The organism is Phocaeicola plebeius DSM 17135 (assembly GCF_000187895.1).
GTDB lineage: Bacteria > Bacteroidota > Bacteroidia > Bacteroidales > Bacteroidaceae > Phocaeicola > Phocaeicola plebeius.
On sequence record NZ_DS990134.1, the window covers coordinates 616,730 to 630,916 of the forward strand.

At 43.9% G+C, this 14,187-nt stretch carries 9 protein-coding genes; 3 read left to right on the forward strand and 6 right to left on the reverse strand.

The genetic code is table 11. The features are described from left to right. Nucleotides 1-17: 17 nt before the first annotated feature. From BACPLE_RS17330 to BACPLE_RS17340, 3 genes are read right to left on the reverse strand one after another with little or no spacing between them, the layout of a single operon-like run. Nucleotides 18-3,008 carry a SusC/RagA family TonB-linked outer membrane protein gene (locus tag BACPLE_RS17330; protein WP_007564338.1) on the reverse strand — a complete coding sequence of 997 codons (2,991 nt, stop codon included), beginning with the start codon at nucleotides 3,006-3,008 and terminating at the stop codon, nucleotides 18-20. A gap of 30 nt (nucleotides 3,009-3,038) precedes the next feature. Further along, on the reverse strand, nucleotides 3,039-4,106 hold the full coding sequence (locus BACPLE_RS17335; protein WP_040313376.1) for an acyltransferase family protein: 1,068 nt from the start codon (nucleotides 4,104-4,106) through the stop codon (nucleotides 3,039-3,041). A gap of 28 nt (nucleotides 4,107-4,134) precedes the next feature. Further along, complete coding sequence (locus BACPLE_RS17340; protein WP_007564342.1) at nucleotides 4,135-6,303, reverse strand: alpha-N-acetylglucosaminidase; 2,169 nt, start codon at nucleotides 6,301-6,303, stop codon at nucleotides 4,135-4,137. 177 nt (nucleotides 6,304-6,480) lie between these two features. Between BACPLE_RS17340 and BACPLE_RS17345 the strand changes: the two genes are divergently transcribed. Continuing rightward, nucleotides 6,481-7,830, forward strand: coding sequence for an MATE family efflux transporter (locus BACPLE_RS17345; protein ID WP_007564344.1), 1,350 nt, complete (start codon nucleotides 6,481-6,483; stop codon nucleotides 7,828-7,830). 3 nt (nucleotides 7,831-7,833) lie between these two features. On the opposite strand, the gene BACPLE_RS17350 is transcribed toward BACPLE_RS17345, so the two are convergent. After that, complete coding sequence (locus BACPLE_RS17350; protein WP_007564347.1) at nucleotides 7,834-8,061, reverse strand: hypothetical protein; 228 nt, start codon at nucleotides 8,059-8,061, stop codon at nucleotides 7,834-7,836. Between the two features lie 55 nt (nucleotides 8,062-8,116). Continuing rightward, nucleotides 8,117-8,899, reverse strand: coding sequence for a pyrroline-5-carboxylate reductase (gene proC, locus BACPLE_RS17355; protein ID WP_262501115.1), 783 nt, complete (start codon nucleotides 8,897-8,899; stop codon nucleotides 8,117-8,119). Between the two features lie 450 nt (nucleotides 8,900-9,349). On the opposite strand from proC, the gene BACPLE_RS17360 reads away from it, so the two are divergent. Continuing rightward, nucleotides 9,350-10,774 carry a sialate O-acetylesterase gene (locus BACPLE_RS17360; RefSeq protein ID WP_007564350.1) on the forward strand — a complete coding sequence of 475 codons (1,425 nt, stop codon included), beginning with the start codon at nucleotides 9,350-9,352 and terminating at the stop codon, nucleotides 10,772-10,774. Nucleotides 10,775-10,856: 82 nt separating this feature from the next. Here BACPLE_RS17360 and BACPLE_RS17365 read toward each other — a convergent pair whose 3' ends face one another. After that, nucleotides 10,857-13,064: an alpha-galactosidase gene (locus tag BACPLE_RS17365; RefSeq protein WP_007564353.1), complete on the reverse strand. Its 2,208-nt coding sequence runs from the start codon at nucleotides 13,062-13,064 to the stop codon at nucleotides 10,857-10,859. A 192-nt stretch (nucleotides 13,065-13,256) separates the two neighbouring features. Here BACPLE_RS17365 and BACPLE_RS17370 point away from each other — a divergent pair, with 192 nt between their 5' ends. Beyond that, nucleotides 13,257-14,147, forward strand: coding sequence for an AraC family transcriptional regulator (locus BACPLE_RS17370; protein WP_040313377.1), 891 nt, complete (start codon nucleotides 13,257-13,259; stop codon nucleotides 14,145-14,147). Nucleotides 14,148-14,187 lie beyond the last annotated feature (40 nt).

A 14,187-nucleotide genomic window follows, 5' to 3' on the forward strand; every position in this document is an offset into this window, starting at 1 on the left:
TTTTCTATATTAATAAATTAGAAATTAATCTTTACACCCACCATTGTAGTGCGAGTGTGTGGATAAACGCTCCAGCGGTAGTCGATACCTGGATCAATACCACCCATGTTTACTTCTGGGTCAAGTCCTTTGTAACCAGTGATTGTGAACAGATTGTTGCAAGTTACATACAGTTGCAGATTTTGTAACCATCCGTTGAAATTCTTAAATGTATAACCCAAAGAAAGAGTGCTCAAGCGGAGGTAAGAACCATTCTCAATGAAACGGTCTGACGGAAGACTTGCTGAGGTAGTCGGATTGTCAAGGAACTCTTTCAGTACATTCTTACCACCGGCCAGCATTTCAGGGCTCATGTAGTTGGCACGTGTACCGTTGTAAATATCGTTTCCGAAAACTCCGGTAAAGAATACAGTTGCATTCCAGTTTTTGTAGTTGAATGTGTTGTTCCATCCGAAGTTCAGTTTCGGCTGTGCACATCCAGTAATAGTACGGTCTTTGTAGCCTGGCTGTTCTGTAGTCTCACCTGTACGTTCACCAGTATTTTCATCTCTTACGTAGTAAGTAGCCTTGCCTGCGTCATTAAAACCTGCAAATTCGTAAGTAAAGAATGTTCCGAGAGGTTCACCTTCAATGATACGTTGTGTGTAACCTTCTGATGAAACACCTGCTACCATCGGGTCACCTTGTGTAAATACACCTACTTCAAATTTATCGTTAGACAGTCTGTTTACGGTATTTTTGTTGTGTGAAAGAGTCACAGTTGTATTCCATGTGAAGTTCTTAGTTTGAACAGGAACAGCGTTGATAGATACTTCGATACCTTGATTGGTAATTTCACCTACGTTGGCTGCAATGTCACCAAATGGGTAAAGGTTTGTAGAAACCGGATAGTTCCAGATCAAATCTTTAGTCTTTTTATTGTAGAATTCGATTGTACCGCTAAGACGTCCATTAAGAAGTCCGTAGTCAAGTCCTACGTTAAACATACCTGTAGTTTCCCATTTCAAATCAGGGTTTGCATTTTTGGTCGCTGCCAGTGTACGCCATTGTTTTCCGTTGTAATCAAAGAAGCCGGATGCTCCGTAAGTAGCGATAGCTGTGTAAGCTCCAAAACCTAAAGCATTACCACTGACACCATAACCTAAACGGAATTTCAAGTTGTCGAACAAGTTCTGATTTTTCATAAAGTTTTCTTCAGTGATGTTCCATGCTACACTGACAGAAGGGAAAGTACCCCATTGATTATTTTTGCCAAATACAGAAGAACCATCTCGACGAACTGTAGCCTGAATCATGTATTTGCTATTGAAAGAATAGCTGGCACGACCATAGAATGAAATGTTACGGATAGTTTCTTTGGTTCCGCTTTGTACTGCCGGTATACCATCGATGGTGCTGGCGTATGTCAGCTGGTTCCATTTCAATACGTCATCATAGAAATCGTGTACAGTCAGTCCGAATCCATCGTTCGACATCTTTTCTTCCCAGGAATAACCGGCCATTACTGACAGTTTGTGAATGTCATTGATAGTGGTATCATAGTTACCAAAGGTTTCAAAGATATGTTCGTGTCCGAAGTATGTGTTACGAGTAGCACGTCCATTGTATGCACTGATACCTTCCAGCTGGGTATTGTGGCTGTCATAAGCACTGTAGGTACTTTGGTTGTTGGTGAATGAGTAGTTTACATTCCATTTCAATCCTTCGATGATTTCCAAACTTGCTTTGCCCAGCAACTGTGTATTCTTGTACATTGTTTCGGATGTATTTTCATAAATCAGAGACAATGGGTTGTAATTTTTTGAACCAGAACCTGTTGTCCATGAACCATCTTCGTTTCTTACTGGGAGCATCGGTGAGAAGTAATTCATTGCATCCAACACAGAGGCACCTTCGTTGTTCATTGGTACACCGATTGCTTTACCATATCTGGCATTTACACCAGCAGAAAGTTCCAAACGATCTTTCAGTACTTTTGTTGTTACTAAAGAACGGACATTTAATCTGTCCATGCTAGAGCCTGTAATCACACCTTCACGGTCTTGATAGTTGATGCTGGCCATGTAAGTAGTTTTACCGGCACCACCATTGATTGAGAGGTTATGATTGGTGCTGATAGCTGTGCGAAGCACTTCGTCTTGCCAGTTGGTGTTTGCACCCATATCATTAGCCAAAGTTGCTCCTGTAGCTTCTGCATAAGCACGCAAATCATCTGCGCTTGCCATATCCAGGGTGTTGAGAATATTATCGAAGGCTACGTAGCCACTATAGCTTACATTGGTACGCTCTGCTCCATGTTTACCTTTCTTGGTATTGATGATGATTACACCGTTGGCTGCTTTTGAACCATAGATGGCAGTTGCAGTAGCATCGCGGAGTACATCGATACTTTCGATGTCGTCAGGAGCCACCATAGAGATGTCTACACCCGGAATACCATCGATTACATAATAAGGCTGCATGGCCTGACCAGTACGTAAAGATGAAGAACCACGCAATGTGATGCTCGGAGAACCGTTCGGGTCACCGGTGGTAGTGATAGTCAATCCAGCCACTTTACCCTGCAGCATGCTGGCTGCATCAGAGAATACACCAACATTTAACTGGTCTGCTTTTACAGTAGTAATAGAACTGGTAACGTCTTTACGAGCCATGCTACCATAACCGATAACAACTACTTCGTCTAATGTTTCTGTATCTTCTTTCAGGGTTACATTGACTTTTGCACCGTTTACTACAACTTCTTGCGATAAGAAACCGATGTAGGAAAATACAAGTGTCTTCCCCTTCGCTACTCGAAGAGTATAGTTACCGTCCAAATCGGTCACAGTTCCATTAGTAGTACCTTTTTCAACCACGTTTACACCAATCAGTGGTTCACCAGATGTACTTTGCACATTTCCTGTAACAGTGAGCTGCGCAAATGCCCATGAAACATTCATCAGAAAAAGAGCCATAAACAAAGCGAATGGCCTTAGTCTTGCATTTTTCAATTGTACTTTACACATAAACTTAGATTTTTTAAAGGTTAGTTTTTATCAGATTTTGATATAAATTCTTTTACGATGGAGGATGTATCCGGTCAGTCCCATAACTGAACAGAATAATAGCGAGTAGACAAGAGACGCCAAATATTCATCAGAAATAATCATAGTAATGGCATGATAAATGGCATCTTTTATTTCCCATTGAGAGAAGATGATGGCTACCACTTCACTCAGTACGTAAAGGAACAAAGGGTTCATCCCGAAAACCAGGAAGAAGGTCCATCCTTTATTGATGTTCTTTACGTCTATTACATACATAAGCAATGCCAATAGTAGAGAGCCCCAGCCACATGTGACTAAAACGAAGGTGGTAGACCATACCCGTTTGTTAATCGGCATCCAAATGGAAAGTACATAGCCGATGATCAGCATCATTACAGCTGCTGTAATGAGCTTGACAATCCGTTTGTTTACAGATATCTTTTCCAGCAACAATCTGCCACACATAAATCCGATGAGCGTGTGGGCTACGGCGGACAATGTGCCGGCAAGACCTTCCGGATCAATTGGACTTTTTTTGTAAAGATGGGCTTCACCAAATATGCCTCTGTCGATGACTGCAAGCAAATTAGTGTCATCACAGGCATAGCCATTTCCTGTCAGAAGTAAGATGGAATAGGCAAGTAGTAATCCACCGCAAATCCATGGGAGATACTTATGATTGATATAAATGACCATAAGCGATACGATGCCGTAGCATAGGCCAATTCGTTGCAATACACCAGGGATGCGTAGTGTGTCTATGGGGAAGAAATTTCCGTTACAAGCATATCCAAACCAGTCAATTGCTAATCCAATCAGAATGATGAGGAATGTACGTCGAACAATCTTTCTGATAACTTCAGAGGTAGGACCGAAATTAAATTTCCGGAGAGAAATGTAGGTGGAAATACCGACCATAAACAGAAAGAACGGGAAGACCAGGTCGCACGGAGTGAGTCCGTTCCATACAGAATGGCGCAACGGTGCGTACGAAACGGGGCCTCCGGCATTGTTTACCAGAATCATGCCGCATACCGTGATGCCGCGTAAGATGTCTAATGACAACAATCGTTTCATGGTGCTTTCTGATTAATGGTTATTCTTGTTATTTATTGGGAAACACTTTGTTAAACACTTCTTTTGCTACGCTGACACAGTCACCTTCCGGTTGCGATGCGTACGGATTATGCGCAAGTGTCCAAGGTTCTTCCATGGCATAGTAGTCTAGTTCAACCATTGGTTTACCATCGAGCACATCCTGGAGTGTCTGCCAGTAGGCTGCCCAGCGTTTGTAGTAGAAATCTTTCAGAAGACCGTTCCATTCCTTATGAGCATAGTCGCGAAGACCTCCGTCGTTGGCACATACGCGGTTTCCCCATGTGGTAATCTGTACGCGGGCATTCCATTCGTACAAATCTTTTTCCTCCGGAGTAGTTCCGAGATTACGGGCTTGTTCAATCCAGCGTCCTACGCGGAATTCACTTCTTGTACCTAACAGGCGGTCTTGTGCCAACAAGATATTCAGGAACTCTTGTGAGTGAGTAGCAAAGCTTTTTTTGTCGAAACTCTTGAAGTCGGCAATGGTCTGGTTGTAGACGATACGTCCTCTGTCGGAGAGTGACTGACGGACGATGTCTACCAGATCGTATTCAAAATTGTTGTTGCCTTTGTATTTGTCGGCTACTTCCAGCATTAGGCGGGCTGCCGCTTCCGTGCTGGTCGGGTCATAATAGTTCTGCATCTTAGACCAGCTGGATGCCTGGAAGTTATTCAGTCCGGGACGGCCACAGAAAATGGATTCGTGAGGGCCTTGCTGGTTATTGCCAAACGGGCAGTTGTAGATGCCGTCGGCAAGAATGCTCCATGCCTGTGTGATTTTTTCATCACGTACACCGTAGCGTGCGAAAAGGTAGTCTTTTAACCATTCTTCCTTGGTGAATTTTTCCGGACGCCAGGGAAGTTCGCACATCAGCTCGAACATCACCGGATTGTTTTCGCTACCTTCCATGGTCAGGCCGATACCTTTCAGATGGGCGGCTAATGGATTGTTCTTGGTAAGGTAGAAATTGTTCAGCAACTGGTCCATACGTCCGTGCAGACCCACGTTGCCTCCGAAGTTTTCTATCATACAGAACAGCCAGTCGTGCTGCTCATAACCCTTTTCACGTTTCCAGATAGAAGGAATACCCCACATCGGGCGGCATTCGCTGAACAGATCCAGAATCAGGATATCTCCGTTGTTCAGATTCTTGATCATCTCCGGGCGCGGGTTTTCAGTCCATCCTTGAATCACCCATGTAGCCTTCGGATTGACATTCTTCATTGCTTTAAGTACGGCTTTTCCGGCTGCATCAAAATCCACGCTTCCTGCATCTTCAAGTTCGTGGAACGGGTCCATAGAGTAATAGTTGGCTTTGCCGAACAGCTTTTCCAGTTCCTTATAATATAAGGAAGCAATTTCGTTGAAGCGTGAGTCGGTTGGAAGCAAAAATGCCGGACGGGTAAATCCGTTCCACAATGCCGGTTCGGTTACGTTCAGTCCCAATTTCTTATTGGCATCGTGAGGTACCATACCGGAATAACCGGGGAATACCGGTTCGATGCCGTATTCACGCATACGTTTCAGAATTTTCTTCTGCAATGCTTCCTGCTGTGTGTACCAGCTGTCCGGATTGGGACCGCCCCATCCTTCCAGGTTGTTCATGGCCCACCATGCCAAGAAAGCAGGTCCTGCAATGAATTTGTTGATTTCTTCTTTGGTGTAACCTAGCTTTTCGAGCATGTTTTTCCATACGCATTCCTGACCGACTACTGCCAGTGGCAAGTTGATACCGTGCAGTGCCATCCAGTCGATTTCCTTTTCCCAGCGTTCCCAGTCCCAGAAAGCCATGGTATAGGAATAAGTGCAATAGTTGAAATCGTAGCGTAAGGAGAGGTTGGTTTCCTTGCGTACCGGAGTAGAAACTTTTGGCAAACTTTCCGGTAACTCGGCAGTCATGCCGTTCCATGAAAGATGAATGCCTGCGTAATATTTCAGGTACCAGTTTAAGCCGGTAGCGATGTTTACGTAGTTGTTTCCCCGAATGACTACTTTGTCACCTTTTTGGTCGAGTTCAAAAAAATCGGATGATCCTTTCTTTACTTGTATGATGAATTTTTTGGAAGCTCCTGGATCAATTCTTTCCAGAAGGTCGTGTACAGGATTACTCCATAACTGAGCAAAAGGGAAGCAAAGACATGCTAATAGGATAAGTAGAAATTGCTTGGTTTTCATAATAATTATTTTTAAGTGTTACAAAAATCATATTTTATCAGGAATTTGAGGGGGAAAATAGTGAAGAAAAGGGAGAAAATAGTGCATTGTAGGGTTTACACCTTTAAATTGACCTATGTCAAGACACTCTCCGGGCTAAATGTTGTAATTTTGTCACGTTTTTTAGAGAGTTAATACGTGGAACAGGCAATTCAACAAACAGGTATCCGGAAAGGCTTGACGAAGCTTGTGATTCCTATCTTTATCGAGACCTTATTGATTATGATGTTAGGTGCTGTCGACACCGTTATGCTGAGTCAGTATTCTGATGAAAGTGTGGCAGCAGTAGGGGTGGTGAACCAGATTGTGATGTTTGCTTTCCTAATTTTCGAGGTAATCAATATCGGTACCTCTGTGCTGTGTTCGCAGTACCTGGGAGCAGGAATGAGGAACAAGATGGTGCAGGTGGTCGGTGTGTCTTTATTGCTGAACCTGGTCGTGGGACTCGTGGTCAGTGCCATCTTGCATTATGGAGCAGCTACATTATTGGGATGGATGGGACTTCGTCCGGAATTGCTGAAGTATGGCATCGGATACATGGAGATTGTGGGAGCCTTTGCTTTTTTCCAAGCTATCTCGCTGACCATTTCTGCGTCCTTGCGTAGTGCCAACAAGGCCATTTACCCTATGCTGGTCACAGTGCTGGTCAATGTGATGAACATTATCGGAAACTATTCTTTGATTTTCGGTAAGTTCGGTCTGCCTGCTATGGGAGCGGAAGGAGCGGCCATATCTACCTCCATCGCTCGTGGCGTGAGTATGATTGTCTTGTTTGTCATTCTCTTCAGAAAACACATCCCGTCTTTCCCGATGGCTCTTTTCCGTCCTTTCTCTTGGATAGAACTGAAAAACCTGTTGAAGGTAGGAGTTCCTTCTGCCGGAGAGAATATGTCGTACAGTTTTTCGCAGGTGGTCATCACCTATTTAATCAATATTCTGGGAAATGATTCGCTGGCCACACGAACCTATACGGTGAATACCACCATGTTTGTCTATCTCTTTGCCATCGCCATGGCACAAGGAGGAGCCATCAGTATAGGTCATCTGGTGGGGCAGAAGCGGATACGTGCGGCCTACCTGTTGGGAAAGTACGTCATGCGTTTGTCCATTCTGGTATCGCTGGGACTTTCGTGCATTTGGGCCATATTCGGTCATACAATCTTCAGTATGCTGACGGACAACGAGAATATTATCCGCTTGGGAGTGACCATTCTCATTGTCGATGTCATCGTAGAGATAGGGCGTGCCGTAAATATCTATGCCACGAATGCCCTCCGTTCGGCTGGTGATGTGAATTTCCCGTTCTATGTCGGCCTGATTGTGCAGTGGACGGTCTCTGTCGGACTCAGCTATCTGTTCGGTATTCATCTGGGCTGGGGACTGGTTGGCATGTGGTGTGCCTTCCTGCTCGACGAGAATATCCGTGCTTTTATCTTTGTGAAACGGTGGAACAGCCTGAAATGGGCGAAAAAAGGTTTTGTGAAGTAAAAGCTACATGTCCGATTGAATCAGGCAGAAATAGAACAGGATGATGCAGATAATGTCGATGGTAAGTGCAATGACCGACCAGCGCAGAAACTGCTTGTTCTTCTTGACGGCTCCGTAGATGATTCCTAAAATGGCAGACAGGAATACACCGGCTACGATGCCAAACAAACCCTGTACGGCCACTCCCAGCAATACAAGGATTCCCATGGTGATAAGAATGTTGTTTTTCATGTCGGTTCAGGTTTTGTAATGAAAAAGGGAGCACGAAGCTCCCCGTATGATGTTTTTATAAGCTGGCCTTGATGGCGTGAATAACGGCCGAGGTAAATCCGTCGTGCTCCAGCGAGTTGATACCCTTGATGGTAATTCCTCCCGGAGTAGTCACTTTCTCGATTTCTGTGGCCGGATGTGCATTTTCGTTGTTCAGCAAAAGTTTGGCTGCCCCTTCCAGGGTTTGTGCCAGCATGGTCTGTGCATCGTGTGGTTTGATACCCAGTTCTACTCCTGCCTGCATGGCAGCTTGTACGTATTTCAGTACGTAGGCAATGCCACAGGAAGTCAGCGAGGTGGCAGCTGCAAATTGTTTCTCTTCAATCAGCATGGAACGTCCCATCTCGTTAAAGAGCGCAGTCAGGGAAGTGATCTGTTCTTCCGAAGCATTGCGTGCGGCAATCAGTGTCATGCTGGCTCCTTCTGAAATGGCCGTGTTAGGAATGACGCGGAATATCGGCATTTCCGGGTCTACAAAATGTGCCAGGTCTTCAAAAGTCAGTCCTGCGGCCACTGATACCAAAATCTGTGGTCCTCTCAATCTAAGCGGCTTCAACACTTCTTCCACTTTCCACGGTTTGACGGCAATAATGATAATGTCTGCATCTTCTGCCGCTTCTTTATTGGAATGTGTTACGTGAATGGCAGGAAATTCCGCTTTCAGCGCGTCCAGTTTGCCGGCACTGGGGTTGGATACCGAAATCTCTTGTGCCTGAATATAATGTCCGTTGGCCAGTCCACGGGCAATGGCACCTCCCATGTTTCCGGCTCCGATGATTGCTACTTTCATATCTTTCAAGTTTGAGTTCTTTATTCGCAAAGTTATAATTAAAAATGAGAGTTGGGCTATATAATGGAATTTATTTTGGTGGTATATGGAAAAGGCGAGATTGTTTTGTGGAAATGCTTCGGGAATAATGGAATATTTTCTTTGTAAGTTTTACGTTTCCCGTAAAGGAAACGTATGTTTCTCGGTGCGGAAACGTAGGTTTTAGGTTCGGGAAACGTAGGGTTCTGCGTGGGAGAACGTAGAATGTGTAAGGGGATGCGATAAATAACGTAACGATGCTTAGAGGATGATTTGGAAAAACTTGGATAAGAAAGTATCAATTGTAAGGAGGTGAGATATGCTATCTTTGTGAAGAGGAATATGATATTATGAGAAACGTGCAATTTTAACTTTCTGTTTTTGAGAACGCTCTTCCTTATATCATTTTTGTAGAAATAACGACTAAAAAAATAGAGTAAGATGAAAAAATGGATTGTGAGTGCCTGTCTGCTGATGATGCAGGCTGGAGCATGGGGCAAGATTACATTGCCCGACATTGTGAGTGACAATATGGTATTGCAACAGCAGGCTGAAGCTTGTCTGTGGGGAAAGGCAAATGCGAATGCTGAAGTGATTATCCGTCCATCGTGGAACCGGGAAGTGTATAAAGTAACCGCCGATGCGGAAGGAAAATGGGTGGCTAAAATTCAGACTCCCACAGCCAGTTATCAGACCTATACGATTTCCATTTCCGATGGAGAGGAGATGAAACTGAACAATGTGCTGGTAGGCGAAGTCTGGTTCTGCTCAGGGCAGTCGAATATGGAGATGCCTCTCCGAGGATTTGTAAACTGTCCGATAGCAGGGGCTAATGAAACCATTGCTACTTCATCGAAATGGAAAGGTATTCGTGTGGCTACCGTGGAGAAGAACGGTCAGGTAAAACCTGTGGATTCGTGTAAAGGGAGCTGGAAGGTAAGTAATCCGGAAAATGCACCGGCTTTTAGTGCGACGGCCTTTCATTTTGCCATGATGATGAATCAGGTACTGGATATTCCAATAGGAATCATCAACTGTAGTTGGGGTGGTTCTATGGTGGAAGGATGGTTACCTCGTGAAATCGTGTCCCAGTATCCAGATATAGACTTGGAGAAAGATATTCGCAAGGAGGACGGGCACGACTGGTGGCATTACCTGAGTCCGACATTGATGTATAACGGCATGTTGAAGCCACTACAGAACTATACCATCAAAGGCTTTTTGTGGTATCAGGGAGAATCGAATGTAGGAAAACACAAAACGTATGCTGAACGACTGAAGACAATGGTGGAACTCTGGCGTAAGGAATGGGGGCTGGGTGAATTGCCTTTCTATTATGTGGAGATTGCGCCGTTTAACTCTACGGAAACTACCGGGTGTGCATACCTTCGTGAAGCACAGTTTAAGGCGCAGTCTATCATTTCGAACAGTGGTATGATTTCGACCAATGACCTGGTAGAACCTTATGAAATCAAGAATGTGCACCCCAAGAATAAAACAGACGTAGGAAAGCGTCTTGCTTATATGGCTTTGAGTAAGACTTACCATGTGTCGGGCATAGAGGCATGCGGACCTGTTTATAAGTCGATGGAAGTGAAAGACGGTGCAGCTATTTTATCCTTTGACCATGCAGAAGAAGGGTTTAACCGTCTGTCGGGTATGGACGGTTTTGAAGTAGCAGGGAGCGATAAAGTGTTCTATCCGGCAAAAGCTGAAGTGTACAATAATTTGCAGATAAAGGTAACTTGCGACAAGGTAGCACAGCCTGTTGCCGTGCGCTATTGCTTCCGTGACTTTCAGCTTGGTAATGTGGCCAACTTGCGTGAATTGCCCTTGTATCCGTTCCGTACGGATAATTGGGAATAAGCGGATTCTTCTCATATAATAAAGCCGGGCTTGCCATGTGGGTGGCAAGTCCGGCTATTATTTTGTGTATGTATGGTGCGATTTATTTTACTTCTTCCAGATACAATACCCGGCTGGCATAATCATTTAATTTATGATAGTCTACCTGATGAGTATAAGGAATTTCCAGGCCGTTTTCCATCAGGAATGCTCCGCTATAAACTTTTCCTTCAAAGGGAAGCGGCTGATTGTCAATCCGGTTCAACTCTGTGATACGATAAGTCTTGTCGGGATGAAGACCGGCCATTGTTACACGCGGTAAGTGCTGATTGACAAAATGTTCTGTTTTCCACCAGTAGAATACAGCTTTGTCTTTTTCCGGACTGGTATACATTAAGGAGGCTACTCCCAGATGGTCGTATGGAGAAACAAGGCGATAAATATCTCCTAACTGAACTACCGGACGGATTTTCTTGTAATCGGCTATTGCTTTGCGACACAGGTCTTTTTCTTCATCGGTCATGTTTTTAGGCTGGATTTCCATTCCTAATCGTCCACTCATAGCTACATCGATGCGGTATTTAAGTGGAACGGTGCGGAAAGTCTGGTGGTTGGGAGCCGCACTGATGTGCGAAGCCATGGCAATGGCAGGGAAGAAGTAAGAAGTTCCCCATTGCATGTAGATGCGTTGCAGTGCATCCGTGTTGTCGCTCACCCAAAACTCATCAAAGTAAGGAAGATAGCCATAGTTGGCACGACCGCCTCCACTGGCACAAGCCTGAATCACTAAGTCCGGATATTTGGCACGGATACGCTGGCATACACTCTCAAAGCCTTTGTGATATTCTATGTACATGTGGCTTTGTTTGTCAGCTGTCAGATAATTGGAGCCATGATTCATAATGGCCATGTTGGCATCCCATTTAATGTAAGCGATGTCGGGGTACTGTGTCATCAAGTCGTCAACAACCTTGAAAACGAAATCCTGTACTTCCGGATTTGCCAAATCGAGTACTACCTGAGTACCTCCACGTCCAAGAACCGGATCACGCTGAGGAGCTTTCAGTATCCATTCAGGATGTTTTTCATACAATTCGCTGATTGTGTTTGCCATTTCCGGTTCTATCCAGATACCAAACTTGATGCCATGCTTCTTTGCATCTCTTATCAATCCTTCAATACCTTCCGGAAGCTTGTTTTTGTCTGTTACCCAATCACCCAGTGAGGAACTGTCGTTCTTACGTGGATATTTGTCTCCAAACCATCCGTCGTCCATCACGAAAAGCTCGCCTCCCATTGAGGCAATGTCGCTCATCATCTGGTCCATTCCTTTCTGGTTAATGTCGAAATACACACCTTCCCAGCTGTTCAATAAAATATCACGAACCACATTGCCATGAGCCAGTTTGTAAGTCCGTCCCCATTTGTGGAAATTACGGCTTGCACCGCTCAGCCCTTCGTCGCTGTAAGTCAGGGCTACGGCAGGCGTGCGGAATACTTCTTTTTTAGAAAGCATGTATGAAGAGTTTTCTTCGTTGATGCCGGCATAGAACTGATGATAATCGCTGTCGTCAGTATCAATTTTCAGTTTGTAGTTGCCTGTGTAGCAAAGGGCGGCTCCAATGACTCTTCCTGTATTTTCCTGTGGTTTCCCATCGAGTGAGAACATCACTTCTGCATGTGAGGTATGTGAATTGCGTACCCCATCTTTATTTTTAATTACGGTCATTCCTGGCTGTAGCGGTTCTTGTGTCAGTTGTCCTTCGTTTGCCCATGAACCAGACAGATGTGAAAGCCATACATTTCCTCTGCGAATGGGTAAGTAGGCAGAAGAGAACTGGCTCAGATATACTGGCTTCTTTTCTGTGTGGCTTATCTCGGTCCAGGTTTCTATCATATCTACATCCTGATATGCTTTGTAGTGTACGTCGACATAGAACGGATATACTTTGTCTTTCAGGTGGACAGTCGTTAATGTTGACTGCTTCTCCTGATTAGTGCTGACACTTACCACCTCCATTTGTGTAGACATGTTGCCGTCGGCGTGTTTTACAGAAAGAGCAGCTTCTCCCGGACAATTCATTCCATATACGGGGTAAGCCGTATGGTTACAATTAGATGCTTCGTTGATGTGTTGCAAGTCTGTTTCATTCAGTTTGCTTCCATAGTAAAGATACTTTAGCTCACCGCCATTGGGCGCATTCAGTACGAGCGATGTGTTAGGGGTAGAAATACAGATGTGCTGTGCCATTGCATTTCCGGCCAAGAAAGAAAGGCCTGCTAAAAGATAAAGTTTGCTTTTTGCACTCATGCTTTTCAGTTTTGATAATAGATTTTGTTTAATTATTTATTTGTCTGCAAAAATAGGTGTTGTTTTGTGATAAAACTGATATGTTTTTATCTTATTTTTGTGGGAAACAGAAAAATAGAGAATGAGACGCTTTTTCTGAGAATAATAACTTTTAATTATGGCCTTATTTTGTCCCTCTTTAAACGTACTGCTATGGAAAAGTTGTTGAATGAGAATTTTATACGAGAAATAACTCCTCTTTCAGATAAAGATTGCTTTTACATTGCCGATCGGCATAAGAAAGAGTTTACATATCCTATGCATTGCCACCGTGAGTTTGAACTGAATTTTGTGGAGCATGCACCAGGAGTGCGTCGTGTAGTCGGGGATTCGGCTGAAGTGATAGGTGATTATGATTTGGTATTAATTACGAGTCCTGATTTGGAGCATGTGTGGGAACAAAATACGTGTACCTCAGAAAATATCCGGGAAATAACTATTCAGTTTGTTCCTTCTTTTATGAGTGGACTGGTGGAAACGAATCAGTTTGATATGATTCGTAAAATGCTGGATAAAGCACAGTATGGGCTTTGTTTTCCCATGGATGCCATGATGAAAGTATATTCATTGATTGACAAGCTTCCTGAGATGAAAGGGTTTTATGCCGTGGTACATTTCCTGACCTTGCTTTATGAACTTTCTTTGTTTACTGACCAGGCGCGTACTCTTTCAAGTTCTTCGTTTGCCAAAATAGAGGTGCATTCAGACAGTAGGCGTGTACAAAGAGTACAAGACTATATAGGAAAGCATTATCAAGAGGAAATAAAGCTGAAGCAGCTGGCTGATATGGTAGGTATGACCGAAGTATCTTTCAGTCGTTTCTTTAAGTTGCGTACAGGTAAGAATTTGTCAGATTACATTATTGATTTGCGGTTGGGCTATGCCACGCGTCTGCTTGTTGATTCAACGATGGCAGTAGCTGAAATCTGTTATGAGTGTGGCTTTAATAATTTATCTAATTTCAATCGCATATTTAAAAAGAAGAAAGGATGTTCTCCAAAAGAGTTTAGAGATAATTATAGAAAGAAACGTACTATTATTTAATGGTATAATATATAATTAAGGAAGGCCCTCTTTTTATCAG

Excerpts from the sequence above, each read along its gene's own strand:
- BACPLE_RS17330 (WP_007564338.1), bottom strand. The coding sequence starts at position 3,008 with ATGTGTAAAGTACAATTGAAAAATGCAAGACTAAGGCCATTCGCTTTG.
- BACPLE_RS17335 (WP_040313376.1), bottom strand. The coding sequence starts at position 4,106 with ATGAAACGATTGTTGTCATTAGACATCTTACGCGGCATCACGGTATGC.
- BACPLE_RS17340 (WP_007564342.1), bottom strand. The coding sequence starts at position 6,303 with ATGAAAACCAAGCAATTTCTACTTATCCTATTAGCATGTCTTTGCTTC.
- BACPLE_RS17350 (WP_007564347.1), bottom strand. The coding sequence starts at position 8,061 with ATGAAAAACAACATTCTTATCACCATGGGAATCCTTGTATTGCTGGGA.
- BACPLE_RS17360 (WP_007564350.1), top strand. The coding sequence starts at position 9,350 with ATGAAAAAATGGATTGTGAGTGCCTGTCTGCTGATGATGCAGGCTGGA.
- BACPLE_RS17365 (WP_007564353.1), bottom strand. The coding sequence starts at position 13,064 with ATGAGTGCAAAAAGCAAACTTTATCTTTTAGCAGGCCTTTCTTTCTTG.
- BACPLE_RS17370 (WP_040313377.1), top strand. The coding sequence starts at position 13,257 with ATGGAAAAGTTGTTGAATGAGAATTTTATACGAGAAATAACTCCTCTT.